The 25,854-nt window shown below is 73.0% G+C and carries 20 protein-coding genes; 10 read left to right on the plus strand and 10 right to left on the minus strand.

Annotated elements, in window-relative coordinates:
* Positions 1-201: 201 nt before the first annotated feature.
* Positions 202-1,497: an isochorismate synthase gene (locus QM720_RS02090; protein WP_415124510.1), complete on the plus strand. Its 1,296-nt coding sequence runs from the start codon at positions 202-204 to the stop codon at positions 1,495-1,497.
* Between the two features lie 17 nt (positions 1,498-1,514).
* Here QM720_RS02090 and QM720_RS02095 read toward each other — a convergent pair whose 3' ends face one another.
* The 3 genes from QM720_RS02095 to QM720_RS02105 are packed head-to-tail and all read right to left on the minus strand — an operon-like array spanning position 1,515 to position 4,623.
* Positions 1,515-2,378, minus strand: coding sequence for a polyphosphate kinase 2 family protein (locus QM720_RS02095; protein ID WP_415124511.1), 864 nt, complete (start codon positions 2,376-2,378; stop codon positions 1,515-1,517).
* Positions 2,379-2,417: 39 nt separating this feature from the next.
* Entirely contained in the window at positions 2,418-4,235 is a 1,818-nt protein-coding gene (menD, locus tag QM720_RS02100) for a 2-succinyl-5-enolpyruvyl-6-hydroxy-3-cyclohexene-1-carboxylic-acid synthase (RefSeq protein WP_415124512.1), read from the minus strand.
* A gap of 1 nt (position 4,236) precedes the next feature.
* Positions 4,237-4,623, minus strand: a complete 387-nt coding sequence (locus QM720_RS02105; protein ID WP_415124513.1) for a PLD nuclease N-terminal domain-containing protein — start codon at positions 4,621-4,623, stop codon at positions 4,237-4,239.
* Positions 4,624-4,692: 69 nt separating this feature from the next.
* On the opposite strand from QM720_RS02105, the gene QM720_RS02110 reads away from it, so the two are divergent.
* The gene (locus QM720_RS02110) at positions 4,693-4,995 is read left to right on the plus strand and encodes a DUF4229 domain-containing protein (protein ID WP_415124514.1); all 303 of its coding nucleotides are present in this window, start codon (positions 4,693-4,695) and stop codon (positions 4,993-4,995) included.
* Positions 4,996-4,999: 4 nt separating this feature from the next.
* Here QM720_RS02110 and QM720_RS02115 read toward each other — a convergent pair whose 3' ends face one another.
* From QM720_RS02115 to QM720_RS02130, 4 genes are all read right to left on the minus strand, one after another.
* Complete coding sequence (locus tag QM720_RS02115) at positions 5,000-5,401, minus strand: DUF4260 domain-containing protein (RefSeq protein ID WP_415124515.1); 402 nt, start codon at positions 5,399-5,401, stop codon at positions 5,000-5,002.
* Between the two features lie 7 nt (positions 5,402-5,408).
* Positions 5,409-6,380, minus strand: a complete 972-nt coding sequence (locus tag QM720_RS02120) for a 1,4-dihydroxy-2-naphthoate polyprenyltransferase (protein WP_415124516.1) — start codon at positions 6,378-6,380, stop codon at positions 5,409-5,411.
* Positions 6,381-6,545: 165 nt separating this feature from the next.
* Positions 6,546-7,757 (minus strand): AMP-binding protein, encoded by a 1,212-nt coding sequence (locus tag QM720_RS02125; RefSeq protein ID WP_415124517.1) that lies wholly within the window; start codon positions 7,755-7,757, stop codon positions 6,546-6,548.
* Positions 7,758-8,014: 257 nt separating this feature from the next.
* The gene (locus tag QM720_RS02130; protein WP_415124518.1) at positions 8,015-8,926 is read right to left on the minus strand and encodes a 1,4-dihydroxy-2-naphthoyl-CoA synthase; all 912 of its coding nucleotides are present in this window, start codon (positions 8,924-8,926) and stop codon (positions 8,015-8,017) included.
* Positions 8,927-8,991: 65 nt separating this feature from the next.
* On the opposite strand from QM720_RS02130, the gene QM720_RS02135 reads away from it, so the two are divergent.
* Genes QM720_RS02135 through QM720_RS02155 form a run of 5 tightly spaced genes read left to right on the plus strand, consistent with a single transcriptional unit; the run spans position 8,992 to position 13,847 of the window.
* A complete protein-coding gene (locus tag QM720_RS02135) occupies positions 8,992-9,549 on the plus strand; it encodes a hypothetical protein (RefSeq protein WP_415124519.1) in 558 nt (185 codons plus the stop codon).
* Between the two features lie 5 nt (positions 9,550-9,554).
* Complete coding sequence (locus QM720_RS02140) at positions 9,555-12,590, plus strand: ATP-binding cassette domain-containing protein (protein ID WP_415124520.1); 3,036 nt, start codon at positions 9,555-9,557, stop codon at positions 12,588-12,590.
* On the plus strand, positions 12,587-12,970 hold the full coding sequence (locus tag QM720_RS02145; RefSeq protein WP_415124521.1) for a VOC family protein: 384 nt from the start codon (positions 12,587-12,589) through the stop codon (positions 12,968-12,970). The genes QM720_RS02140 and QM720_RS02145 overlap by 4 nt, the downstream gene beginning before the upstream one ends.
* 24 nt (positions 12,971-12,994) lie before the next feature.
* Complete coding sequence (locus QM720_RS02150; protein WP_415124522.1) at positions 12,995-13,390, plus strand: glucose-6-phosphate dehydrogenase; 396 nt, start codon at positions 12,995-12,997, stop codon at positions 13,388-13,390.
* A 49-nt stretch (positions 13,391-13,439) separates the two neighbouring features.
* A complete protein-coding gene (locus tag QM720_RS02155) occupies positions 13,440-13,847 on the plus strand; it encodes a GNAT family N-acetyltransferase (protein WP_415124523.1) in 408 nt (135 codons plus the stop codon).
* Between the two features lie 110 nt (positions 13,848-13,957).
* Here QM720_RS02155 and QM720_RS02160 read toward each other — a convergent pair whose 3' ends face one another.
* Complete coding sequence (locus QM720_RS02160) at positions 13,958-17,710, minus strand: homocysteine S-methyltransferase family protein (protein ID WP_415124524.1); 3,753 nt, start codon at positions 17,708-17,710, stop codon at positions 13,958-13,960.
* A 138-nt stretch (positions 17,711-17,848) separates the two neighbouring features.
* Here QM720_RS02160 and QM720_RS02165 point away from each other — a divergent pair, with 138 nt between their 5' ends.
* Positions 17,849-18,850 carry an o-succinylbenzoate synthase gene (locus QM720_RS02165; RefSeq protein ID WP_415127775.1) on the plus strand — a complete coding sequence of 334 codons (1,002 nt, stop codon included), beginning with the start codon at positions 17,849-17,851 and terminating at the stop codon, positions 18,848-18,850.
* Between the two features lie 185 nt (positions 18,851-19,035).
* Here QM720_RS02165 and QM720_RS02170 read toward each other — a convergent pair whose 3' ends face one another.
* Entirely contained in the window at positions 19,036-19,662 is a 627-nt protein-coding gene (locus QM720_RS02170; RefSeq protein ID WP_415124525.1) for a TetR/AcrR family transcriptional regulator, read from the minus strand.
* Positions 19,663-19,784: 122 nt separating this feature from the next.
* On the opposite strand from QM720_RS02170, the gene QM720_RS02175 reads away from it, so the two are divergent.
* On the plus strand, positions 19,785-22,712 hold the full coding sequence (locus QM720_RS02175) for an MMPL family transporter (protein ID WP_415124526.1): 2,928 nt from the start codon (positions 19,785-19,787) through the stop codon (positions 22,710-22,712).
* Entirely contained in the window at positions 22,709-24,679 is a 1,971-nt protein-coding gene (locus tag QM720_RS02180; protein ID WP_415124527.1) for a YhgE/Pip family protein, read from the plus strand. The genes QM720_RS02175 and QM720_RS02180 overlap by 4 nt, the downstream gene beginning before the upstream one ends.
* 134 nt (positions 24,680-24,813) lie before the next feature.
* Here the strand turns inward: QM720_RS02180 and ccsB are convergent, their stop codons facing one another.
* Complete coding sequence (gene ccsB / locus QM720_RS02185; protein WP_415124528.1) at positions 24,814-25,851, minus strand: c-type cytochrome biogenesis protein CcsB; 1,038 nt, start codon at positions 25,849-25,851, stop codon at positions 24,814-24,816.
* Positions 25,852-25,854: the final 3 nt, after the last annotated feature.

Below are 25,854 nucleotides of genomic sequence, written 5' to 3' on the forward strand. Positions count from 1 at the left end.
AGCGAGCGGAGCGAGACGAAACGCCCGGAGCGGTGAGGGTGTTTCGTCTCGTCGCTTCGCTCCTCGCTCAACGACCTATCGGCGAACGGTGCCAAAAGCAGGGCGAACTGGCCGAATCGGGCCGCCGGAGGGCACTTCGTGCCGATCCGCCCTGCTTTTCGCACGCGTCGCGGACCGAAGACGGCGGATTAGGCTGGCCGGGTGAGTTCCGCGCCGCCCCCGCCGCCCCGGCTGCGCGCGGTGACCCGCGAGTTCGACCTCGGCGGCGACGACCTGCTGCCGTTCACCGAGGCCGCCGACCCTCTTGCCTGGGTACGCCGCGGCGAGGGGATCGTCGGCGGACCGGCGGTGATCACGCTGGAGCGCGGCGGCGACACGCCGCCATCCCCCCTCTCGTTCGCCGAGGCCTGGCGGGCGATCGCCGCGCACGCCGACATCGACGACGAGGTCGGCCTCCCGGGCACGGGGCTCGTCGCCTTCGGCGCGTTCACCTTCGACGCGCGTTCGGCGCGCACGAGCGTGCTGCGCGTGCCGTCGTTCGTCGCCGGTCGCCGCGGCGACCGCGCCTGGGTGACCCGCATCGAGCACCTCGACGCACCGCACGCCGCACCACACGCCGCGCCGCCGCCCCATCCCTACGGTCCGTACTGGCCGGCGACGCTGGGCCCCGGCATCCTGTCTCCCGAGGGATACCAGGGCGCCGTCCGCGCGGCACTGGCCGCCATCGCCGCGGGCGAGGCGCGCAAGGTGGTGCTGGCGCGCGACCTCGTCGGCAGCATCCCGGCCGGCGCCGACCTGCGGCGCCTCGTCCGCGCGCTCGCGGCCGCCTACCCCGACACGTGGACATACGCCGTCGACGGCCTCATCGGCGCGAGCCCCGAGACCCTCGTGACGGTGGCGGGCGGTACCGTCACGGCCCGCGTCCTCGCCGGGACGGTCGCCCGCGGCACGGATGCCGGCGACGACGCGGCGGCATCGGCCGCCCTCCGCCACAGCGCGAAGGATCTCGACGAGCACCGCTACGCCGTGCGCAGCGTGCTCGACGCACTCGCGCCGCACGCGCGCGCGGTGAGCGCCGACGACGAGCCGTTCACGCTCGAGCTGCCGAACCTGTGGCACCTCGCGACCGACGTCGCCGGCGACCTGCGCGACCACGCCTCGGCACTCGACCTCGTCGCAGCGCTGCACCCGACGGCGGCCGTCGCCGGCACCCCCACGGATGCCGCGATGGACATCATCCGCCGCATCGAGCCGTTCGACCGCGGCCGCTATGCCGGTCCGGTCGGCTGGGTCGACGCGCGCGGAGACGGCGAGTGGGCGATCGCCCTGCGGTGCGTGCAGGTCGGGACCGGGCCCGCGCGCGCGTTCGCACCCTACAGCGACAAGATCCCGGTGGTCGCGCACGCGGGCGCGGGCATCGTCGCCGGCAGCGACCCCGAGTCGGAGATGCTCGAGACCCGGGTCAAGTTCCACCCCATCGTGGACGCCCTCGCCTGAACGGGCTCACGTCGCACTCAGCTCGCGGCGAGGCGGGCCCGCTCGACGGCGACGTCGAAGTCGGCGGCGGGCCACTGCGGGTCGATGTCCTCCAGCGCCTCCAGCAGCAGCGCCTGCACGGCCAGCCGCGCGTACCACTTCGCGTTCGCCGGGACCACGTACCACGGCGCGTTCGTCGTCGACGTGCGCTCGAACACGGTCTGATACGCCTCCAGGTACGCCGGCCACAGCTCGCGTTCGTCGATGTCGCCGGGGTTGTACTTCCAGTGCTTGTCCGGCCGGTCGAGCCGCTCCCCCAGCCGCGCCTTCTGCTCGTCCGACGAGATGTGGAGCATGACCTTGACGATGCGGATGCCGGCATCCGTCAGCCGCTTCTCGAAGTCGACGATCGCGCCGTAGCGCCGCTCGATCTCCTCCGCGGGGGCCAGCGACCGCACCCGGCCGATCAGCACGTCTTCGTAGTGCGACCGGTCGAACACGCCGATCATCCCCGGCCCGGGAACCCGCTTCTCGATGCGCCACAGGAAGTCGTGCGCGAGCTCTTCGGGCGTCGGCTTCTTGAACGCCGCGAGCGCGACGCCCTGCGGGTCGACCGCCCCGACGACGTGCCGCACGATGCCGCCCTTGCCCGCCGTGTCCATCGCCTGCAGCACGAGCAGCACGGCGGGGCTGCCCGGGGCGACGCGGCTCTGGGCGAACAGGCGCTCCTGCAGGTCGTCGAGCTCGGCCGCGCCCGACTCGAGGTCGGCCTGCCCGTGCTTCTTGCCGTCGTCGTATCCCGGCGTCGCGGCGGGGTCGACGTCGGCGAGGCGGGAGCCCTCGCCGACGCGCAGCAGTGCGCCCGGCTCGCCGGTCCAGTTGCGTTGGCTCTTCGCGGTCATGCCTTCATCATGCATCACCCGTCGTGCGGGAAGCGCGGTTCAGCGCGCGAGCGCGACCTCGATGAGCTGGGGGCCGGCGACGGGCGCGGTCAGCGCCTGGTCGAGGGCGACGCGGGTCGCGACGCGCGCGTACCCCCATCCGTACGCGGCGGCCAGCTGCGCGATCGACGCCTCGTGCGGCGTGTACAGCACGCGCTCCCTCGCGGCCGGCGGCGCGACGGCCGCCACCTCCAGCCCGTCGAAGATCGTGCCGCCGCCGTCGTTGCCGATGACGACCTGGATGCGCGGCGGCCGCTCGCCCGGCGCCCGCAGCAGCGCGCCGACGTCGTGCAGGAACGCGAGGTCGCCGGTCAGCACCCGCGTGACGCCGGGCGCGCCCGCGCGCTGACTGGCGACCGCGATGCCGAAGCCGGTCGCGATCGTGCCGTCGATGCCGGCGAGACCCCGGTTGGCGTGCACCGGCACCTTCTTGCCGCCGAGCACCTCGTCGGCGACGCGCACGAGCCGCGACGACGCGAACAGCAGCCGATCGTGCGGCCACGTCGCCCGCCACACCGCGTCGACGAGCGCGACCCGGTCGATCGGGGCGCGGATGACGTCGAGCTCGGCCGCGATCGCCCCGAGCCGTTCGCTCGGCACGACCGACGACAACCCGTCGGCGTCGGGCGCCGGCGGCGCCAGGTCGACGGATGCCGCGTGGGATGCCCGCATCCACTCCCCGAACCACTCCCGGTCGCCCTCGCCGGGAGGCGCAGCGGACGCCGCAACGGCATCGACGGCGGTCGTCGCGTCGTTGAGGTTGAGCGGTTCGCCGGGACCGCGGACGGCGAGCACCTCCACCTCGGGGCGCGAGAGCACCGCCACCGTCTCGCGGCTCAGCGTCGGGTGACCGAAGACCACGACGCGCTCGATGCGCCCGCCGAGGTCGGCGTCGGCGAGCAGGCGCCGGTAGCCGTGGACCAGGTTGCGCCCGAACCGCGCCCCGCTGACGATCTCCGCGACCAGCGGCCACCGGCCGGCATGGGCGAGCGCCTCGGCGGCAGGGCCGGCATCCGCCCCCGCGATGACGATCGTGCGCGGACCGGGTTCGAGCATGACCGGGTCGACCTCGGGGTCGCACGGCACGTTCGACTCGCCGATGCCCCCGCCGCCCTGGTACAGCGCACCCGACGGCTCGATCGGCGCCACGTCGTCGGCGGCGACGTCGGGGCCGACGGCCGGCGCCGGCAGATCGAGCTCGGCGCGGCCAAGCCACTCGGGCAGGGCGCCCGCGAGCGGCTCGCGCAGCGGCAGGTTCAGGTGCACGGGACCGGCCTGGCGGGTGCCGGCGCCCAGGGCGGCGGCCACCGCCTCGTCGGCGACGCCGCGGAGCATCGCCGACTGCTCGCCCGTACCGTCGAGGTCGGTCTCCTCGGGCACCGGCAGGTCGGCCTCGAGCCGCATGTTCGGGGCATACATGCCGGGCTGGCGAGTGGTCTGGTTGGCGCCGACGCCGCGCAGCTCGGGCGGGCGGTCGGCGGTCAGGAGCAGCAGCGGCACGCCGGCGTGGTGCGCCTCGAGCGCCGCCGGCAGCAGGTTCGCCGCGGCCGTGCCCGACGTGCAGATGACGGCCGCGGGCGCGCCGGTCTCGCGTCCGATGCCGAGCGCCGTGAACCCGGCGACCCGCTCGTCGATGCGCACGTGCAGCGCGATCTCGCCGCGCGCCTCGAGCTCGGCGGCGACCAGCGCCAGCGACTGCGAACGCGAACCGGGGCTGACGACGACGTGCTGCACGCCGAGTTCGACGAGGCGTCCGAGGAGCGCGGCGGCGGCATCCGTCGCGGGGGCGCGACCGGCGCCCGTCACGCGCTCGCGCATCTCAGCCGCGCTGCTCGTCGGCGTCGTCGTCGGGCTTCACGACCGATTCCGCGGGCGGCGCATCGAGGTCGTCGGCCTCGCTGTCCAGAGCGGCGAGCTCCTCTTCGAGACGGCGGATGCGCTCGTCCTGGTCGCTGATCGCGCCGATGCGGCCGAGGAACTCGGGGTTGTCGTCGGGAGCGCGGAAGACCGGCTGCTGGCGCGGCCGGGTGCGTCCGACGGCCCACCACAGGACGCCGCCGACCACCGGCAGCACGATCACGATCAGCATCCACATCGGCTTGCCCACGCCGCGGTGGCGGGTGACCGGCTGCAGGGCGCAGTCGACGATGCTGTAGACCCAGAAGGCGATCAACAGCAGCGCCAGAGGCAGCAGGACGCGCACCACTGTTCCATCCTAGGCTCGCGCGGCTGGGCGCCGTGTGTGAGGCCCGGCCGCGCGACGTAAGCTCGGAGCATGCGTGCACGTCCGGCCCTCGTCTACTCGGTGCTGCGGCTGCTGGCCTTCTTCGTGCCGTTCGGGATCATGATGCTGTTCCCGGTCATGCGGGAGTTCTCCTGGCTGTCGGCGATCTTCGCCGCGCTCATCGGCCTGAGTCTGTCGGTGCTGTTCCTGCGCCGTCCCCTCGACGAGGTGACGAGCGCCCTGGCCGCGCGGCGCGCAGGCGCGGCGCCCAGCGGCGCGCGCGCCGACGCCGACGCCGAGGATGCCGTCGCCGACGCGGCGAGTGCGGCATCCGCCTCATCCGAAGAGGACTGACGGCTCAGGTCGCCTTCGGCTCGCGATCCTTGCCGATCCACCCGAGGTGCGTGTGCGTGAACGCGTCCGGGAGCTTCAGTCCGTAACCGAGCGCGCGATCGGCCGCGATGTGGAACACCCACGAGAGGGCGACGATCCCGGCCCACCAGGTCAGCGGCGTCCGGGCGTCGCTCGGCGCGAGCAGCGCCAGGGCGCCGACGACGACCGGGATCAGGTAGCTGTGCCCGAGGTTGTACGCGGCCGCGCCCACCCGCGGCGAGGCCAGGTAGCCCAGCGCGGAGAGGTCGAAGACGAGGAACAGCGCCAGCGGCATCCACCAGTGCGCGGGATACGCCACCGCCGTCGCGGCCAGAGCGCCGACGGCGATCGCCACGCTCTCGATGCGCTGGATCGCGACGGGCGTCATGACCCGCTCAGCCCGTGAAGGCCCAGAAGAGCAGGCCCGCGACGGCCAGCGACGTGAGCGACGTGATGCTCAGCGCCACGACGAGCTCGCGCGCAGCGCGGTAGGTCCAGACGATGAGGATCGCGCAGCCGATCGGCACGAGCGCCCACAGCGCGAGCCAGGCGAACGGATAGAACTGCGCGAGCACGACGATGATCGCGAACGGTACGAGCACGAACAGGGTGAACAGCACCTGCGTCGCGCGCCTGCCGATGCGCACCGTGAGGGTGCGCTTGCCGGCGAGGCGGTCCTGATCGATGTCGCGGAGGTTGTTCGCGAGCAGCACGGCGCAGGCGAACAGGCCCGCGATCGTGCCGCCGAGCCAGGCCTCGTCGAGCACCTGGCCGACCTGCACGAACGTCGTGCCGGCCGTGGCAACGAGGCCGAAGAGGACGAAGACGAACACCTCGCCGAGCCCCGCGTAGCCGTAGGGGCGCTTGCCGCCGGTGTAGAACCACGCGGCGAGCAGGCACACGGCGCCGACCGCCAGCATCCACCAGTGCCCCGTGCGCACGACGATCGCGATGCCCGCCACCGCCGCGATGCCGAAGAACACCAGCGCGACCGTCAGCACGGCCTGGGGCGCGACGCGGCGCGACGCGGTGAGCCGGGCGGGCCCGACACGGTGGTCGTCGGTGCCGCGGATGCCGTCGCTGTAGTCGTTGGCGTAGTTCACGCCGATCTGGATCGCGACGGCCACCGCGAGGCAGCACAGCGCGATCACCCAGTGCAGCTCGTGGTCGAGGATCAGCGCGGCGCCCGTGCCGATGACGACGGGAGCGACCGCGAGCGGCAGCGTCCGAAGGCGAGCGGCGCCGAACCAGTCGCCGAAGGTGGCCGGGGCGGTGTGCGCGGGGTCGCGCGAGACGTGCGCCTTCTGCGGGTTGCCGTGCGGGCGGTGTCTTGCGGGGCTCTTCTTCTTGCGGGTGCTGGCTGCCACGCGGAAATCCTATGCGGTTCGGCTATGCGCACGCGGTCGGGGCGGGGTCGCGGCGGGGTCGCGGCGGGGTCGCGCCGCAAGAATGCAGGATCACCTGTGACTGGTGTGACGGCAAGGGCCGCTGACGGCGGGTTTTTTCACACCCGCTCCTGCAAGTTGGCGCGCTCAGTCGCCGCCGAAGCGCGCACGCAACGCGGCGCGGTCGGGTTTGCCGCTGGCGGTGTGCGGGATGGCGTCGATCACGTGGAGGGCCGCCGGCCGCGCCGGTGCCCCGAGTTCGGCGGCAACGGCGGCGCGGATGCGGTCGAGGAGCGCGCCGGCGACGGCCGCGCTGCGGGGGACGACGACGACGGATGCCTGCCCCCACCGGGTCGACGAGGCCGGCACGACGACGGCGCCCTCCAGCCCGGGCAGTGCCCGGACGACGCGCTCGACGCGGTCGAGCGAGATGTTCACGCCGCCCGAGACGATGACGTTGTCGAGGCGGCCGGTGACCCGCAGGACGCCGTCGAAGCTGCCCGCGTCGCCGGTGCGGTACCAGCGGGTGCCGTCGGCATCGCGGGTGAAGGCGGCATCCGATGCGTGCCCGGGGTCGTCGCCGCGCGGCGCGGCGACGACGCGGCCGTCACCGTCGAGGTAGCCGTCGGCGAGGGTCGGGCCCGACAACTGCACCTCGCCGGCGACGATGCGCACGCCGACGCCGGCGAGCGGCGTGCCGTCGTAGACGCAGCCGCCGGCCGTCTCGCTCGACCCGTAGGTGCGCACGATGCGGGCACCGGCGGCGACGGCGCGCTCGGCGAGCGGCGGCGGCAGGGCCTGCCCGCCCACGAGGACGGCCTCAAACCGGCCGAGCGCGCCGGCCGCATCGGGATCGTCGAGGACGGTCTGCAACTGTGACGGCACGAGCGACGTGAAGGCCGGAATGCGGTTGCCGCCGACGCTCGAGGCCATGGCGGATGCCGCCGCGGCGAAAGCCCCCGCCGAAAAGGCACCCGAGAGCAGCGCCGGCTCGTGCCCCGAGACGAGAGCGCGGACGAGCACCTGCACCCCCGCGATGTAGCCCGGGGGCAGCGCGAGCAGCCAGGCTCCTTCGCCGAGGCGCGCCGCCGTGGCCAGGGCGCTCGCGGTGAGGGCCGAGCGGCTCAGGACCACGGACTTCGGGTACCCCGTCGACCCCGAGGTGGTGACGAGCACGGCCGTCCCCGGCGGCACCTCGTGCGGGAGCGCGGCCGGCAGTGCGGCTGCACCCGGGTCTGCAACCGCCGAAGCAACACCCGCGGCATCCAGCGCGATCGCCGGGCCGGCGCCGAGCACGGCGCCGCGCAGTCCGCGCAGGACGGCGCGGGCGTCGCCGGCATCCACCCGCTCCAGCCTCACGCCTCACGCCCCCGCCAGCCGTACATTTGCGAGGTCTCGCGAAACCTCCCAAATGTCCGCGACACGCCGCACGAACGCCGCGTAAACCGGACATTTGCGAGGTCTCGCGAAACTGCACAGATGTCCGCGACACGCCGCGCAAACACCGTGCAAACCGGACATTTGCGAGGTCTCGCGAAACTGCACAGATGTCCGCGACACGGAGGCGCGGCGGGAGGAGGGGGCGGGGCGGGAGGAGGGGAGCATGAGGCGGCGCGTCAGAAGTGGTACGGATAGGGCGACCAGTCGGGGTCACGCTTGTGCAGGAACGCGTCGCGGCCCTCGACGGCTTCGTCGGTGCCATAGGCCAGGCGCGTCGCCTCGCCGGCGAACACCTGCTGCCCGACCATGCCGTCGTCGATGGCGTTGAAGGCGAACTTCAGCATCCGGATCGCCGTCGGCGACTTGCCGAGGATCGTCCGGGCCATCGCGATCGCCTCCGCCTCCAGCGAGGCGTGCGGCACGACGCGGTTGACCGCGCCCATCTCGTAGGCGCGCCGAGCCGAGTACTCCTCGGCGAGGAAGAACACCTCGCGCGCGACCTTCTGCCCCACCTGCCGCGCCAGGTACGCCGAGCCGTAGCCGGCGTCGAACGAGCCGACGTCGGCATCCGTCTGCTTGAACCGGCCGTGCTCGGCCGACGCGATCGACAGGTCGCAGACGATGTGCAGCGAGTGGCCGCCGCCGGCCGCCCACCCCGGAATCACCGCGATGACGACCTTAGGCATGAACCGGATGAGCCGCTGCACCTCGAGGATGTGCAGCCGCCCGGCCCGCGCCGGGTCGGGTGCGACGGCATCGTCGGCGGCGTAGGTGTAACCGTCGCGCCCGCGGATGCGCTGGTCGCCGCCGGAGCAGAACGCCCACCCGCCGTCTTTCGGACTCGGTCCGTTGCCGGTCAGCAGCACGACGCCGATGCGCGGGTCCTGCCGTGCGACATCGAGCGCCCGGTACAGTTCGTCGACCGTGTGCGGGCGGAACGCGTTGCGCACCTCGGGCCGGTCGAACGCGATGCGTGCGATGCGCCCGTCGGTCGAGACGTGCGCCGTGATGTCGTCGTACGCCTCCGCCCCGGGCGCAGCCACCCACACGGACGGATCGAACAGCTCGGAGACGAAGGGGTCGGCCACCCGCCCAGCCTACGCGGGGCGTCACACGGCAGCAGACGACGGATGCCGCCCCCTACGCTGGAGCGGTGACCTCTCCGCGCTCCCTCCTCGCCCTCGCGGCCGCCGCCGCGCTCACCCTCGGTCTGTCCGCGTGTACGACGACGATCTCCGATCCGCCGGCTTCGACGCCCACCGAGGATGCCACGTCCACCCTCACCCTGAACGCTCCCTGCGACGGCGACGAGGGCGTGACGCTCGTCGTCGACGCCAGCGCGCTGGGCGAGGCCGACGATGCCTCCGGCACGTGGTGCGTGCTGTCGACCACCGACCTCGCGGCATCCGACGTGCTCGCCACCGCCGGCGTCGAGACCGAGGGCACGACGCAGTACGGCGACCAGGTGGTGTGCCGGGTGAACGGGGAGCCATCGGCATCGGAGCCGGTCGGCTCGACGGAAGACCCCTCGTACATCGAGTCGTGCGAGACGATGCCCGCCGCCTTCGCCTACTGGTCGCTGTGGCTCAAGCCCGCCGGCGGCACGTGGGACTACGCGCAGGAGGGGCTGTCGACCCTGACGGTCTCGCCCGGCGAGAGCCTGGAGCTGCTGTTCACCCTCGACGGCGCGCCGGCGGCACCGGCGGCCTGATCGGCGTGGGGACGTCCCCGGCGCGGCCTCGTCTTCGGCGCGGGCCGCTGCGCGCGGCCGCGGCGCTGGCGCTCGGGTTCGTCGCGGTGCGGGTGCTGTACCGGGTGCTGTTCCACGGCGCCGACGGGTCAGGGCAGGTGCTGCTGCCGCTGCCGTCGTGGCGGATGCCGCCGCCGCTCGCGCACGTCGTCCTGCTGGGCCCGGTGACCGCCGACGGCCTGGGGACGGCGGTGTTGTCGGCGGCGCCGATCGCGCTGACGATCCTGGCGTTCGGGGTGCTCAATGCGCTCCTCGACGTGCCGCGGCTGATCGCGCGCGCGGCGCGGCGCGGGCCGCTGCAGGGACTCGCGCGAGCGGTGTCGATCGCGTGGGCGACGCTGCCGTCGCTGGCCGCGGCGGTGCAGTCGGTGCGCTTCGCGCAGCGGCTGCGCGGCGAGCACGGGGGCGTGCGCCTCCTCGCGCCGGTGCTGGAGCACACGCTCGAGCGGGCGACCGCGGTCGCCGCCGCGCTCGAGCTGCGGGGATACGCGGGGCGCGGGCGGGAGGGGGCGTGCGAGCGGCCGGTCGAACTGGACCGGTTCGCGGCGGGGTTCGGGGCGGCGCCGGTGGATGCGCATCCGGACGCGCGGGCGACGGGGCTGCTCGCGACGAGCGTCGTGTCGACGGCATCCCTCCGCCTGCAACCCGGAACGCTGACGGTGCTCACCGGCCCGACCGGGTCGGGCAAGTCCACGCTGCTGCGGGCGCTGAGCGGGCTGCACACGCACCTCGACGGCGGCTGGCTGACCGGTGACGCGCAGGTCGTCGGACACGATCGGGCCGCCACGCCGCCGCGCGATCTGTCGCGGACGGTCGGCGTGGTGCTGCAGCATCCGCGTCAGGCGTTTGCGACGCAGCGTGTCGCCGACGAGATCGGGCTCGCGCTCGAGCTGCGCGGCGCCGCGCCGGCACTGGTCGCCGCGCGGGTGGCGGAGGCCGCCGAGCGCGCCGGGATCGCACCGCTGCGGGGCCGCGGGCTGCGGGGCCTGTCGGCGGGCGAGGCGACGCTCGTGGCCATCGCGGCGGCGATCGTCGAGCAGCCGATCCTGCTGCTCGTGGACGAACCCCTGGCCGACCTCGACGTCGCCGCCCGCGCGAGGATCGTGGACCTGCTGCACGCGCTCGCACACGAGCGCGGCGTGTGCGTCCTCGTCGCCGAGCATCACGCCGCCGGGTTCGCCGGCGTCGCCGACCGGTGGCTGGAGATGGATGCCGGTGCGGTCGTCGACGTCGACCCCGAGCACTTGCGCGGTCTCATTCCGGCGGCCGCATCGCTGAGAACGCGTCACGACCCGCGCGGGGTGCCGGAGCGCGCACCGGCCCTCGTCGCGACCGGGATCACCGTCCGGCACGGCGACCGGGTCGCCGTCGACGACGCCGCGGTCGCACTGCACCTCGGCGAGGTGGTCGCGCTGCAAGGGCCGAACGGCGCGGGCAAGTCGAGCCTGCTCGTCGCCCTCGCCACCGGCGAGCACGCCGCGCGGGCGGCCCTCGTGCCCGACGATTCCGACGCGCTGTTCGTCCGCGACACCGTCGCCGCCGAGTGCCGCCGCGCCGATCGCATGGCGAAGCGGCTCCCCGGTGCAGCCGGCGCCGCGGAACGACGGAGTGCCGCCTGGGACGGATCCGCCCCGACGACGCCGGTCAGCGAGGCGACCGCCGTCCGGCTCGCCGAACTGCTGGATCTCGACCCCGCCGGGCGGGAATTCGCCGCGCTCCTGCGGCGGCATCCGCGCGACCTGTCCGCCGGGCAGCGGCGCTGCCTCGCGATCGCGGTGCAGACCGCGCGCGCTCCCCGGACCCTGCTCCTCGACGAGCCGACGCGCGGGCTCGACCCGAGCGCCCGCGCGCTCGTGGCGTCGGCGCTCGCGCGTCAGGCGGCATCCGGGACGGCGGTGCTGTTCGCGACGCACGACGCCGAGTTCGCCGCCGCCCTCGCTGACCGCACTCTGGCGATGGATGCCGGCATCCTCGCCTCCCACCCTCACCCCCACCCCCACTCTCATCCCGACTCCCACCCCGACCCCCACCCCCGCGAAACCTCGCAAATGTCCGCAAAAACTGCCGAAATGGCGACATTTGGGAGGTTTCGCGAAGTGGGCGGGAGCGAAGCGGGCAGGAGCGGAGCGGGACAGCACGAAGCGGGACAGCACGAAGCGGGACAGCGCGGAGCGGGCGACGAGCTCGACGTGTCGCGGCCCGAACCCGGCGCTGCACCGTCGATGGTGCAAGCCCGCCGCCGCTGGCGCACACCCGCGCTGATCGCGGCGAACATCGCGGCGGCGAGCGCCTTCCTCTGGCCGCTCGTGGCGAGCGCGGTGCCCGCGCAGGCGCAGGCCGCCGTCCCGTACATCGCGCTCGCCCTCGCGCCGCTCGCCGTCGTGCTGGTGCTCGCGGCCCTCGACGTCTCGGTCCGCTCCGCACACACCCTGGCGCTGCTGGCCGTGCTCGCCGCGATCGGGGCCGCGATCCGCATCGCGAGCACCGGAGTCGGCGGGGTCGAGGCGCTGTTCGTCCTGCTGATCCTCGCCGGCCGCGCGTACGGCGCGCGATTCGGGCTGCTGCTGGGGGCGGCATCCATCGCCCTGTCGGCGATCGTGTGGGGCGGGGTCGGGCCGTGGCTGCCGTTTCAGATGTTCGCCTGCGGCTGGGTCGGCGCGGGCGCCGGCCTGCTGCCGAGGCGCGTCTCGGGCTGGGCCGAGATCGGGATGCTGGCCGTCTACGGCATCGCCTCCGCCTACCTGTTCGGGATGATCATGAACATGTGGTTCTGGCCCTTCGCGGTCGGTGCCGACACGAGCATCTCGTACGTGCCAGGCGGGTCGATCGCGGAAAACCTGGGCAACTTCGTCGTGTACTCGCTGCTGACCTCGACGCTCAGCTGGGACACCCTGCGCGCCGTCACGACCGTCGTGGGTCTCGTGCTCGTGGGCCGCGCGCTGCTGCGATCGCTGCGCCGTGCGAAGCCGGTGGCGCCCGCGCGGGCTACAGTCGACACGTGAGCCTCGTCGTCGGTTCGATCGTCATCCGCGTCGACAACCTCGCGCGGCAGGTCGGGTTCTGGACGCGGGCGCTCGACTACGTCGCGCGCGAGCCGATCGACGACGACTTCGCGCTGCTGCATCCGCGGACCGGCGTCGGGCCGAATGTATCCCTGGATGCCGTGCCCGCCGCACGGCACCTGCCACCGCGCATCCATCTCGACCTGTACGCCGAGGACCAGGCCGCCGAAGTCGCGCGGCTGACCGCGCTCGGCGCGCGCGAGGTGCACTGGAGCAAGCGGCCCGCCGACGCCGACTACGTCATCATGGAGGATCCTGAGGGCAACCGTTTCTGCGTGATCGCGGCGGCGGATTGGTCGGGCTGGGCGGCGCGCCGCTGACCGGCGTGGGAGACTGGAGGGGTCATGCAGATCAGGAACTCCTCCGACTGGCGCGACGCCCTCCCTTTCGAGTTGCCGGTGCCCGCCGCCGAGGCCATGCCCGGCGAGCCGACGCGCTGCGCCACGTGCGGCCCCGCGAGCGAGCCGTGGCCGCGCGAGGGGCTGTGGATCGTGAAGCACCGGCATCCGACCAACCCCGCCGGATTCGTCCGGTACTACTGCGCCGAGCACAAGCCGACGCCCAAGCTCGCGCCGACCCCGTCGGCACCCGAGCGCGCGCGGCGCGCGCGGGCGGCATCCACCCCGCGCACGCCGGCCGCGCCCGTCATCCCCCCGCGCGAGGCCGTGCTGTGCCCGGACTGCTTCGTCGAGGTGCCCCCGACCGGCGTGTGCGGCATGTGCGGGCAGCGGGTCGCCTGAGAGCCGGCATCCGCGCCTGCCTCACTGTGCCGAACCCTACGCTGATCGCATGCTGATCTTCGCGGCGGGAACCGAACGCATCGATCGCGCCCTCGTGCACCGCTGGCTGAGCGAGCAGTCGTACTGGGCGACGGGTCGCTCCCGGCAGACGCAGGATGCCGCCATCGACGGATCGCGCAACTACGGCGTGTACGACGACGCGACCGGCGATCAGGTCGCCTACGCGCGCGTCGTCACCGACGGCGTCACGTTCGCGTGGGTGTGCGACGTGTTCGTCGACGAAGCAGCACGCGGACGGGGCGTCGGCAAGCTGCTGATGGCGGGCGTCGTCGGCGACCTCGCGCCCCTCGGCCTGAAGCGCATCGCGCTGGCCACCGCCGACGCACACGGTCTCTACGCGCAGTTCGGGTTCGCGCCGCTGGCCGACCCGACGATGTGGATGACCCGCGCCGGCTGAGCCGGCATCCGCGCGCAGCTTTTTGAGGAGATCGGGGGTTCGCGAGGACGGGATGCCGCGATTTCATCCTCAGGATTCGTCGATCTCCTCAGAAACTGACACCGGCACCCTCAGACCGAGAAGTACTTCGCCTCGGGGTGGTGGAAGACGAACGCGTCGGTGGACTGCTCGGGGTGCAGCTGCAGTTCGTCGCTCAGCTCGACGCCCATGCGCTCCGGGCGCAGCAGCTCGACGACCTTGCGGCGGTCCTCCATGTCGGGGCAGGCCGGATAGCCGAGCGAGAAGCGCGCACCGCGGTACTCGAGCTTGAACAGCCCCGCGGTGTCGGTCGGGTCTTCGGCGGCGAAGCCGAGCTCCGACCGGATGCGGGCATGCCAGAACTCGGCGAGCGCCTCGGTCAGCTGCATCACCAGGCCGTTGAGCTCGTAGTAGTCGCGGTACTTGTCCTCGGCGAACAGCTTCGCCGTCACGGCGTCGATCGCGGCCCCCGCCGTGACGAGCTGCACGGGCAGCACGTCGACGACGCCCGACTCACGCGAGCGCACGAAATCGGCCAGGCACAGGTGCCGGTCGCGGCGCTGCCGCGGGAAGTGGAAGCGCAGCCGATCGGTGCCGAGCGCGCCACCCGACCCGCCGTCCGGCGCGAGCAGCCCGGGCACGCCGAGCACCCCCGCGGGGTCATCCCCGTGGTGAAGCACGACGACGTCATCGCCCTCGGACACCACCGGGAAGTAGCCGTACGCGACGGAGGCGTCGAGCATCCCCTCGGCGAGGATGCGGTCGAGCCAGTACCGCAGCCGCGGGCGCCCCTCGGTCTCGACGAGCTGCTCGTACGACAGTCCGTCCTCCCCCCGGCCGGGCTTGAGCCCCCACTGGCCCATGAACGTCGCCCGCTCGTCGAGGTACGCCGCGTAGTCGGCCAGGGCGATGCCACGCACGATCCGCGTTCCCCACAACGGCGGCGCGGGCACCGGGTTGTCGAGGGCGACGTCGGAGCGCGTGGGCATCGCGTCGGGCTCGGTGAGCGTCAGGCGCGAACCGGCGGCGTGGATGCGCTTTTTCAGGGGCGGAAGGCCCACGGCATCCCTCGCCTCGCCGCGCGCGATGCGCACGAGCGGTTCCATGAGGGCGAGCCCCTCGAAGGCATCCTTGGCGTAGCGCACCTCTCCGTCGAACAGGCCCGCCAGGTCGTCTTCGACGTAGGCGCGGGTCAGCGCCGCGCCGCCCAGCAGCACCGGCCACCGGCGGGCGAGCCCCCGCGACTGGAGTTCGAGGAGGTTCTCCTTCATGACGACGGTCGACTTCACGAGCAGTCCGCTCATGCCGATGACGTCGGCGTCGTGCTCCTCGGCGGCGGCGATGATGTCGGCGATCGGCTGCTTGATGCCGAGGTTGATCACCGTGTAGCCGTTGTTGGTGAGGATGATGTCGACGAGGTTCTTGCCGATGTCGTGCACGTCGCCGCGCACGGTGCCCAGCACGATCGTGCCCTTGCCCGCCTCGTCGGTGCGCTCCATATGCGGTTCGAGGAATGCGACCGCCGACTTCATGACCTCGGCCGACTGCAGCACGAACGGCAGCTGCATCTGCCCCGAGCCGAACCGCTCGCCGACGACCTTCATGCCCTCCAGCAGATGGTCGTTGATGATCGCGAGCGGGCTCAGGCCGCCCGCACGCGCGAGGTCGAGGTCGGCCTCGAGCCCCTTCGCCTCGCCGTCGATGATGCGCCGTTCCAGGCGCTCCCCCACCGGGAGCGCCGCGAGCTCGGCGGCACGCTGGTCGCGCAGCGCCGCCGTGTCGACCCCGGCGAACAGGTCGAGCATGACGGCGAGCGGGTCGTAGGTCACGGTGCCGTCGGCGTCGTATTCGCGGCGGTCCCAGACGAGGTCGAGGGCGACCTTGCGCTGCTCGTCCGGAAGCGAGGCGAGCGGCACGATCTTCGCCGCGTCGATGATGCCACTCGTGAGCCCGGCCTGCGTCGCCTCGTGCAGGAAGACGGAGTTGAGCACCGACCGCGCCGCCGGGTTCAGCCCGAACGACACGTTCGACACGCCCAGCGTCGTCTGGATGCCGGGATACTTCGCGACCAGCGCGCGAATCGCCTCGATCGTCTCGATCGCGTCGCGCCGGGTCTCCTCCTGGCCGGTCGCGATGGGAAACGTGAGGCAGTCGACGATGATGTCCTCGACCCGCATCCCCCACTGGCCGACGAGTTCGTCGACGAGGCGCGAGGCGATGCGCAGTTTGTCGGGCGCGGTGCGCGCCTGACCCTGCTCGTCGATCGTCAGGGCGACGACGGCGGTGCCATGTTCTTTCACGAGCGGCATGATGCGACCGAAGCGGGATGCCGGCCCATCCCCGTCCTCGTAGTTGACCGAGTTGACGACGGGTCGGCCGCCGATCAGTTCGAGCCCCGCCTGGATGACGGCGGGCTCGGTGGAGTCGATCACGAGCGGCAGGGTGGATGCCGAGGCGAGCCGCGACACGACCTCGCGGACGTCGGCGACGCCGTCGCGCCCGACGTAGTCGACGCACACGTCGAGCAGGTGCGCGCCGACGCGGGTCTGACCCCGGGCGATCTCGACGCAGTCGTCCCAGCGGCCCTCCAGCATCGCCTCACGGAACGCCTTCGACCCGTTCGCGTTGGTGCGCTCGCCGATCGCGAGGTACGAGGCATCCTGCCGAAACGGCACGTGCTGGTAGAGGCTCGCAACCCCCCGCTCAGGCTCCCCCGCCCCCGCGCCCGCGCCGGCCCCCGCTCCCGCCCGCGAGAAACCACTTCCTGCGTGAGAAACCACCTCTGCGCTGGTTTCTCGTGCGGTTTGTGGTTTCTCGGCGGGCGCGGCGCACGCGGCGGACGCGGCGGGGGACGAGGCGGCGGGGCGCAGCCGCTGCACGACGGCGGCGAGGTGCTCGGGGGTGGTGCCGCAGCATCCGCCGACGAGGCCCACACCGAACTCGCGGACGAACTGCTCGTGGGCCGTCGCGAGCTCGGCGGGCGTCAGCGGGTAGTGCGCGCCGTCGGCGGTGAGCACCGGAAGGCCCGCGTTGGGCATGCACGCGATCGCCACGGGCGAGTGCTTCGACAGGTGCCGCAGGTGCTCGCTCATCTCGGCGGGACCGGTGGCGCAGTTCAGGCCGATCGCGTCGACGCCGAGGGGTTCGAGCGCCGTGAGCGCGGCGCCGATCTCCGACCCCATCAGCATCGTGCCGGTCGTCTCGACGGTGACCTCGACGAAGATCGGCAGCCGGATGCCGCGGGTCACAGACGCCAGCTTGCAGCCGTTGACGGCCGCCTTCGTCTGCAGCAGATCCTGTGACGTCTCGACGAGGAACGCATCCGCCCCGCCGTCGATGAGCCCCTCGGCCTGGAGGGCGAAGGTCTCCTTGAGGTGCGCGTAGGTCGTGTGCCCGAGGCTCGGCAGCTTCGTGCCGGGTCCGATCGAGCCGAGCACCCACCGCATCCGTCCGTCGGCGGCCTCGGCCGCCTCGACGCGCTCGCGCGCGATGCGGGCCCCGGCCGCGGCGAGCTCGTGGATGCGGTCGTCGATGCCGTAGTCGGACAGGTTCGACCAGTTCGCGCCGAACGTGTTGGTCTCGATCGCGTCGATTCCGGTCGCGAGGTAGTCGTCGTGGATCGCGGCGATCATGTCGGGCCGCGAGACGTTCAGGATCTCGTTGCAGCCCTCGAGCTGCCGGTAGTCGTCGAGGGTCGGCTCGTACCGCTGCAGCATCGTGCCCATCGCTCCGTCGGCGATGACGACCCGGTCGGCGAGCGCATCGAGCAGCGCCTGCGCGCGAGCGGTCCGCGGCACGCCGTCGATGTCGAGGGCGAAGCGGGGTTCGGTGCGGGTCCGGGTCACCAGCCGATTCTCCCACGCATCGACACCGCGGCCCCTCCGTTCGTCCCTGTGCCAGATGCAGGGTGGATCGCGATTTCTGGGCCACGAAGCCACCGCAAAGGTCGATTCACCCTGTCATTGGCACGCGCGACCGGCAGGATGGATGCCGTGAACACCCCGCACGTGTCCGGCCCGCCGCCGTTGCCCGACCTCCTCGCGACGGCACACGTCGTCTCGCTCCCGCTGGTCACCCGCTTCCGCGGCGTCGACCACCGCGAAGCCCTGCTGTTCGAAGGGCCGGAGGGGTGGACCGAGTTCTCGCCCTTCGTCGAGTACGACGACCCCGAGGCCGCCGTGTGGCTCGCCGCGGCGATCGAGTTCGGGTGGCATCCACAGCCCGCACCGCTGCGCGCGCGCATCCCGGTGAACGCGACCGTGCCGGCGGTCGCACCGGACGACGTGCCGGCCGTGCTCGCCCGCTTCGACGGATGCCGCACCGCCAAGGTCAAGGTCGCCGAGCGCGGACAGTCGCTCGCCGACGACGTCGCGCGCGTGCGCGCCGTGCGCGCGGGGATGGGGCCGGAGGGCCGCATCCGCCTCGACGCGAACGGCGGTTGGAACGTGGATGAGGCAGAGCACGCCGTGCACGCCCTCGCCGGGTTCGACCTGGAGTACCTGGAGCAGCCGTGCGCATCGGTCGACGAACTGGCGCAGCTGCGCTCTCGGCTGCACGACTGGGACATCCCGGTCGCCGCCGACGAGAGCGTGCGCAAGGCCGCCGATCCCCTTGCCGTCGCCCGCTCGGGCGCGGCGGACATCGTCGTCGTCAAGGCGCAGCCGCTCGGCGGCGTGCACCGGGCGCTGGGCATCGCCGCGGCGGGCCTTCCCGCCGTCGTCTCCAGCGCCCTCGACACGAGCATCGGGCTGTCGATGGGGGTCGCCCTGGCGGCGGCCCTCCCTGACCTGCCCTACGACTGCGGCCTGGGCACCGCGTCGCTGCTGGCCGCCGACGTCACGGCGCAACCCCTGCGCCCGGATGCCGGCTCCCTCCCGGTCGGCCGCGTCGAGCCCGACCCCGCGCTCCTGCGCGAGCACGCGGCATCCGCCGACCGCCGCGACTGGTGGCTCGCCCGCCTTCAGCGCTGCCACCGCCTCCTCTGACCCTTCCCCACGCCCGCGAAACCTCACAAATGTCCCGCTTCGGGCGCCTCAACACGGCGTGTCGCCGACATCTGTGAGGTCTCGCGAAACCTCGCAAATGTCGCGCTCTGGGGGCCGCGGCACGGCGTGTCGCGGACATTTGTGAGGTTTCGCGAACGCGGGCGGGGCGAAAGGGGCGGGCGGGGTCAGGGGGTGGCGACGATCAGGGCGACGAGGGCCTCGAGGCGGCTGTGGATGCGCTCGGTCACCTCGGCGGCGGGGTGGCCCTCGAGCGTCGCGAGCGCGCACGTGTCGTCGGAGACGTCGAGAAACAGCTGCGCCGCCTCGTCGACCGACACCCGCAACCGCAGGCCGTAGGCCTGCACGACCGACCCGATAATCCCCGCGACGCGTCCCCGCACGGCCTCCTGCCACGCGAGGTAGGCGGCCGCCAGCCGCGGGTCGCGCAGCGCCTGGGTGCGCAGCTCCGCCGCCAGTTGCGGCTCCATCCGCTCGCTGAACGACGCCCCCATCACCTGCCGCACGAGCGTCGACACGTCGGCCGGTCCCCCCGGCGGCAGGTCGCGGACCCGCCCGTCGACCTCGTCGAGCTTCTCCTCGGCGAGGTGGGCGATGAGGGCGAGGAACAGGTCGTCCTTCGACTCGAAGTTGGAGTAGAACGCGCCGCGCGTGAACCCCGCGCGCTCGCAGATCGCCTCGACGGATGCCGCATCCATCCCGACCTCGGCGAATAGCTCGTGCGCGGCCTGCAGCAGCCGGCCACGCGTCTGCTCGCGCCGACGTGAACCGGGACGGCTCGTCACATCGCTCATTGCTGCTCCCCTCTGCGCATCCAGCATTCTCGAAGACTTGCGTCACCCGACGTCTTACGATACACCTATGTATCGGATACAGTGTTGTATCGAAACCTGTTGAATCGACTTCCGGAGTTTCCGTGTCCACACTGCTCGCATCCCTTGGCCGCTGGTCGTACCGTCACCCGTGGCGCGTGCTCGTGGCGTGGCTGCTGCTGCTCACCCTCGCCGGCGGCGGGGCCGCCCTGTTCATGAAGGGCACCGACAACGCCTTCACGATCCCCGGCACCGAGGCGCAAGAGGGCATCGCGCTGCTCGATCGCACCTTCCCGCAGGCCAGCGGCACGAGCGCGCAGCTCGTGGTCGTCGCCCCCGACGGCGACAGAGTGGATGCCGAGCCCTCCGCATCGGTCGTGGCCGACGCGATCGACGAGTTCGAGGCCGTCGACGGCGTCATCGCCGTCACGAACCCCTTCGACGAGTCGGTGACGGGGCTCGTCTCCGACGACGGGCAGGCCGCCATCATCCGCCTGCAGTTCGACGGGCAGTCCACGTCGGTGTCGGCCGAGACGAAGACCGCCCTGCGCGATGTCGCCGAATCGGTGCGGGACGCCATGCCGAGCGGGTCGCAGGTCGCGATCGGCGGCGACCTCTTCTCGCAGTCGGTGCCTGCCCTCTCGCTCACCGAAGCCGTCGGCATCCTCATCGCGCTGTTCGTCCTGATCGTCGCGTTCCGCTCGATCGCGGTGGCGTGGTTCCCGCTCGCGAGCGCCCTCATCGGCGTCGGGCTCGCGGTCGCCCTCATCTACGTCGCGACGGCGTTCGCGCAGGTCTCGTCGACGACGCCGATGCTGGCGGTCATGCTCGGGCTCGCGGTCGGCATCGACTACGCCCTGTTCATCGTCGCGCGACATCAAGACCAGGTGCGCGCCGGCATCGAGCCCGAGGAATCGGCCGCGCGCGCCACCGGCACCGCCGGCTCGGCGGTCGTGTTCGCCGGCGTGACCGTGCTCATCGCCCTGATCGGGCTGAGCTTCGCCGGCATCCCGTTCCTGACGACGATGGGCATCGCCGCCTCCGTCGCCGTCGCGATCGCCGTCGTCGTGGCCGTCACGCTCACCCCCGCCCTGCTCGGCTTCGCGAGGGGCCGCGTCGCCGGCCGGCCGCGTCGAGGTCGGGGCGTTTCGTCTCGCTCCGCTCGCTCAACGACCAGGGGTGCAGGCGCCCGCGAGACCTCCGGGGACAGCGCCGGCGAGGCATCGGTCCCGGCCGTTGAGCGAGCGAGCGCAGCGAGCGAGACGAAACGCGGTGAGCGCCCCGGCTTCGCGACACGCTGGGTCGGCGCCGTCACCCGGCATCCGGTCGTCACGACGATCGCCGTCGTGGCGGGGCTCGCCGTCGTCGCGATCCCGGCGGCGAGCCTGCACCTGGCCCTGCCCAACGCGGGCGTGCAGCCGGAGAGCAGCGAAGCCCGCCAGGCCTATGACCTCACGGCGGAGCACTTCGGCCCCGGCTCGAACGGCCCGCTCATCGTGGCCGGGACGATCGTCACCTCGACCGACCCGCTCGGGCTCATGGCCGACCTGAAGGCCGAGATCGAGCAGATCCCGGGCGTCGAGCGCGTCGCCCTCGCGACCCCGAACGAGACCGCCGACACCGGCCTCGTCCAGGTCGTGCCGACGACGGCGCCCGACGACCCCGCCACCGCCGACCTCGTGCGCGAACTGCGCGCGCACCACGACGAGTGGCTGGAGAAGTACGGCGTCGATCTCAAGGTGACGGGGTTCACGGCCGTCGGCATCGACATCTCCGACCGGCTCGGCGCCGCCCTGCTGCCGTTCGGGCTGTTCGTGGTGGGCCTGTCGCTCGTCCTCCTGATGATCGTGTTCCGCTCGATCTGGGTGCCGATCAAGGCCGCCGTCGGATACCTGCTGTCGATCCTCGCCGCCTTCGGCGTCGTGGCCGCCGTGTTCGAGTGGGGCTGGTTCGCCGACCTGCTGCACGTCGCCCGCACCGGCCCCGTCATCTCCTTCATGCCGATCATCCTCATGGGCGTGCTGTTCGGGCTCGCGATGGACTACGAGGTGTTCCTCGTCTCGCGCATGCGCGAAGACTTCGTGCACGCCAAGCGCCGCGCCGAACAGGCGGGCGAGAAGGTCGATGCCCGCGCGCTGGCGGTGAACGCCGTGCGCAGCGGCTTCACGGCATCCGCACGCGTCGTCACGGCCGCCGCCGTCATCATGTTCGCCGTGTTCGCGGCGTTCGTCCCCGAGGGCGACGCGTCGATCAAGCCGATCGCGCTGGGGCTCGCCGTCGGCATCGCGGTCGACGCGTTCGTCGTGCGGATGACGCTCGTCCCCGCCGTCATGGCACTGCTGGCCGACAAGGCGTGGTGGATGCCGGCCTGGCTCGACCGCGTCCTCCCCCACTTCGACATCGAGGGCGAGGCCGTCGAACGCGAGCTCGCCCTGGCCGACTGGCCCGAGCCCGACTCGCGCGCGCCGCTCGCGGCCGAAGGGCTCGCGGTGCGCGCCGACGGCGGACGCGGCATCGGCGAGGTCGAGCTGTTCGGCGGCGCCACCGTGCGCCTGGGCCACGGCGACACGCTCGTCGTCACAGCGGCCGACCCGCGCGCGGCACGCGCGTTCGTCCTCACCGTCGCCGGGCGCGTCACACCCAGCGACGGCCTGCTGCGCGTCGCGGGGCATCTTCTGCCCGGCCGTGCCGCGTGGGTGCGCGCACACGTCGGCGTCGCCCTGCTCGACGGCGCCTCCGACCCCGTGCGCGAGCTGCGGCGGGCCCTGGCCGGCGGCACGACGCTCATCGCGATCGACGGCCTCGACACGCTCGTCGGGCCCGATCGCGACCAGGCCGCCGCCCTCCTGCGCGATGCCGGCGGCAGACGCCGCGGCGACGCCGCATCGCCCCTGACCATCGTCGCGTCCGCGCGGCGCGAGGGCGCCGCCCTCGAGCTGCTCGCCGACGCGCACCGCCCCAGCGTGACCTCGCTCGCGCTGACGACGGCCGCGCCGGCCGTGGCGGCAGACCCGACCGAGGTGAACTCATGACTCTCTCCATCGAACGCGCGCGCTCGCGCCGCCCCGTCACATGGCTGACGCTCGTCGGCGTGCTGCTGCTGCCGGTCGTGATCGGCGGCATCCTCGTCGCGGCGCTCTACAACCCGGGCGAGCGCCTCGACGGCATGCGCGCGGCCATCGTCAACAACGACGAGCCGGTCACCCTCAACGACCAGTACATCCCGCTCGGCCGGCAGCTGACGGCGGGGCTCGTGGAGGGCTCGGACGACGCCGCCAGCAACCTCACCTGGACCATCTCCAACACCGCGGATGCCGCCGCCGGCCTCGCCGACGGCACCTACGACGCCGTCATCACGATCCCGGAGAACTTCTCCGCCGCCGCGACCTCGACCGCCGCCGCGTCGGACGGATCGGGCGGCACGCCCGAGCAGGCGACGATCTCGGTGACCACCTCGCCCGACAGCCTCATCGTGGACGACGCCATCACGGCCCAGCTCGCGCAGACCGCGGCATCCGTCCTCGGCGAGCAGCTGTCGTCGACGTACCTGGAGAACGTCTTCGTCGGGTTCACGACCCTCGGCGACCAGCTCGGCACGGCCGCAGACGGCGCGCACCAGCTCGCGGACGGGGCGACGCAGGCCGCCGACGGCGCGGCGCAGCTCCCCGACGGGGCGACGCAGCTCGCCACCGGGGCAGCGAGCCTCGCGAGCGGCGCCACCGAGCTGGCGAGCGGGCTCACGCAGCTCGCCGCCGGCACACGGCAGTCGGCCACGGGCGCGGGGTCGCTCGCCGACGGACTCGCGCAGGTGTCGGCGCAGCTGACCTCGACGGCCGAGAACACGCTGGGCGGCACCGCCGCCACGACGGTCACCTACGCGAACCAGGCCGCCGCCGCGACGCAGTCGCTCGTCACGACGTACCAGACCCTGCTGGCGCAGAACAGCTGCACCGCGCCCACGACGGCGGAGCAGATCGCCGCGTGCACGGCGCTCGGCCAGCTCGCGGCCGGCGTGCAGGACTCCGTGACGAACGCCGGCTACACCGCGGGCTACGCCGCGGGGGTGCAGACGGCCCTCACCCAGACGGCGCAGGGCGTCGATCGGCTCACGAGCGGGGCAACCGACCTGCAGTCCGGGCTCGGCACGGTCGCAGGCGGCATCGACCAGGCGGCGAGCGGGGCGACCGGCCTGTCCACCGGAGCGACGCAGCTCGGCGAAGGCGCGTCGCAGCTCGGCGAGGGCGCGCAGACGCTCGCCGACGGCATCGCCTCGCTCGCGTCGGGCACGGGCGACCTCGCCGACGGGCTCGACACGGCCGTCGCGGCGCTGCCGTCGTACACCGACCAGCAGGCCACCGACCTCGCGTCGGTCGTCGCGAACCCCGTGAAGACCGAGGGCGTCGGCGCGAACCTGTTCGGCGCCTCGGCGATTCCGCTGCTCGCGATGCTCGCCCTGTGGTTCGGCGGCCTCGCCTCGTTCGTCGCGCTGCAGGCGGTGCCCCGTCACGCGCTGAGCTCGCGCCGCCCGTCGGTCGTGCTTGCGCTCCGCAGCCTCGCCCCCGCCGCCGCCATCGGCGCCGCCCAGGGTTTGCTCGTCGCGGTCGTCGTGCAGTTCGCGGCCGGCTACGAGGCCGGGGCGTGGTGGACCTTCGCCGGGCTGGCCGTGGTCGCGGGCGTCGCGTTCGCCGCCGTGAACCAGGCGCTGGTGGCCGTCTTCGGCGGAGCCGGCCGGTGGATCTCGGCGCTCGTCGGGGTGCTCGCCGTGGCGACCGGCATCGTCTCGACCGTGCCGGGCGTGCTGTCCCAGGTGGCCGCCCTCATGCCCACGATGCCCGCCTACACGGCCATGCTCGCCGCCCTCACCCCGGCATCCGGCGTCGCCGCGGGCCTCGTCGGGCTGCTCGTCTGGGCCGGCCTCGCGGTCATCGCGAGCGTGCTGGTGGTCGCCCGCCGCCGCACCGCGTCGACGCGATCGCTGCTGGCGGCCGCCCTCGCCTGACGACCGCCCCGCGCCGCCCCCACGCGCAGGAACCTGCACGAGGGCAATCGGCGGCGCGAACTGCTGTCTCAGGGCGCGTGAGGCCGCAGAACGCGCCCCCTATCTGGATGCCGACGAGAATCGGGGGCGCCGGGTCAGTTGAGGCCGCTGTAGACGTGCAGCCCCTTGAAGAAGAGGTTCACGATCGTGAAGTTGAACATGACGGCCGAGAACCCGACGATGGCGAGCCACGCCGAGCGGGTACCGCGCCAGCCACGCGTCGCGCGCGCGTGGATGTAGCCGGCGTAGAGCACCCAGATGACGAAGGTCCACACTTCCTTCGTATCGAAGCCCCAGTAGCGGCCCCAGGCGTCGTTGGCCCAGATCGATCCCGCGATGAGGGTGAAGGTCCAGAAGATGAACCCGATGATCGTGAAGCGGTACGCGAGCGACTCCAGCACCTCCGCCGACGGCAGCGTGCGCAGGAACCGCGGGCGGGTCGTGGCCGCGACGGATGCCCCGGCATCCAGCGCGGCCACCGCCAGCCGCTCGCGACGGTGCTGCAGCAGTTGCAGCACCGACAGCGCGAACGCCAGCGCGAACAGGGCGGTCGCGAGCGACGCGACGAACACGTGGATGACGAGCCACACGCTCTTGAGCGGGTCGGCCAGCGGCACGACGGCGGTGTAGAACCAGAGGACCGTGCCGCCGAGCAGCACGACGACGAGTCCCGTGATGAACGTGCCGAGGAAGCGCAGGTCGTATCTCACCAGCACGAGCAGGTACACGGCGACGATGAGCATCGTGCCGGTGAGGGCGAACTCGTACATGTTCGACCACGGCACGCGGCCCGACGCGATACCGCGCAGGAGATCGCCGCCGACGTGGAAGAGGAACCCGAGCACGGTCAGCGACGTGCCGATGCGCGCCCACAGGTAGCGTGCACGGTCCGCGAGCGGCGCCTCGAGCTCGGCCTTGGCCACCGCCTGCTGCGCGTGCAGTTCGTCGATCGAGCCGACGCCACCGGCACCGACGAGGACGCGGGCCTCCGCGGCATCCTTCGCCTTCACCGCGAGGTCCGACCGGCGCGCCAGATCGACGGCGTACGCGACGAAGGCGAGCGCGTAGATCGCGACCGCCGTCCACACCAGCAGCTGGGAGACGTCGTCGAGCGAGAGACCTGCGTCGGGCATGCC

Origin of the sequence: Microbacterium sp. (assembly GCF_047602155.1) — a bacterium.
Classification (GTDB): Bacteria; Actinomycetota; Actinomycetes; order Actinomycetales; family Microbacteriaceae; genus Microbacterium.

Coding starts and splice junctions, on each gene's coding strand:
- QM720_RS02095 (WP_415124511.1), bottom strand. CDS start 2,378: ATGACCGCGAAGAGCCAACGCAACTGGACCGGCGAGCCGGGCGCACTG.
- menD (WP_415124512.1), bottom strand. CDS start 4,235: ATGCGCGAGCGCGTGACGGGCGCCGGTCGCGCCCCCGCGACGGATGCC.
- QM720_RS02110 (WP_415124514.1), top strand. CDS start 4,693: ATGCGTGCACGTCCGGCCCTCGTCTACTCGGTGCTGCGGCTGCTGGCC.
- QM720_RS02115 (WP_415124515.1), bottom strand. CDS start 5,401: ATGACGCCCGTCGCGATCCAGCGCATCGAGAGCGTGGCGATCGCCGTC.
- QM720_RS02150 (WP_415124522.1), top strand. CDS start 12,995: ATGCAGATCAGGAACTCCTCCGACTGGCGCGACGCCCTCCCTTTCGAG.
- QM720_RS02155 (WP_415124523.1), top strand. CDS start 13,440: ATGCTGATCTTCGCGGCGGGAACCGAACGCATCGATCGCGCCCTCGTG.
- QM720_RS02165 (WP_415127775.1), top strand. CDS start 17,849: ATGGATGCCGTGAACACCCCGCACGTGTCCGGCCCGCCGCCGTTGCCC.
- QM720_RS02170 (WP_415124525.1), bottom strand. CDS start 19,662: ATGAGCGATGTGACGAGCCGTCCCGGTTCACGTCGGCGCGAGCAGACG.
- QM720_RS02180 (WP_415124527.1), top strand. CDS start 22,709: ATGACTCTCTCCATCGAACGCGCGCGCTCGCGCCGCCCCGTCACATGG.
- ccsB (WP_415124528.1), bottom strand. CDS start 25,851: ATGCCCGACGCAGGTCTCTCGCTCGACGACGTCTCCCAGCTGCTGGTG.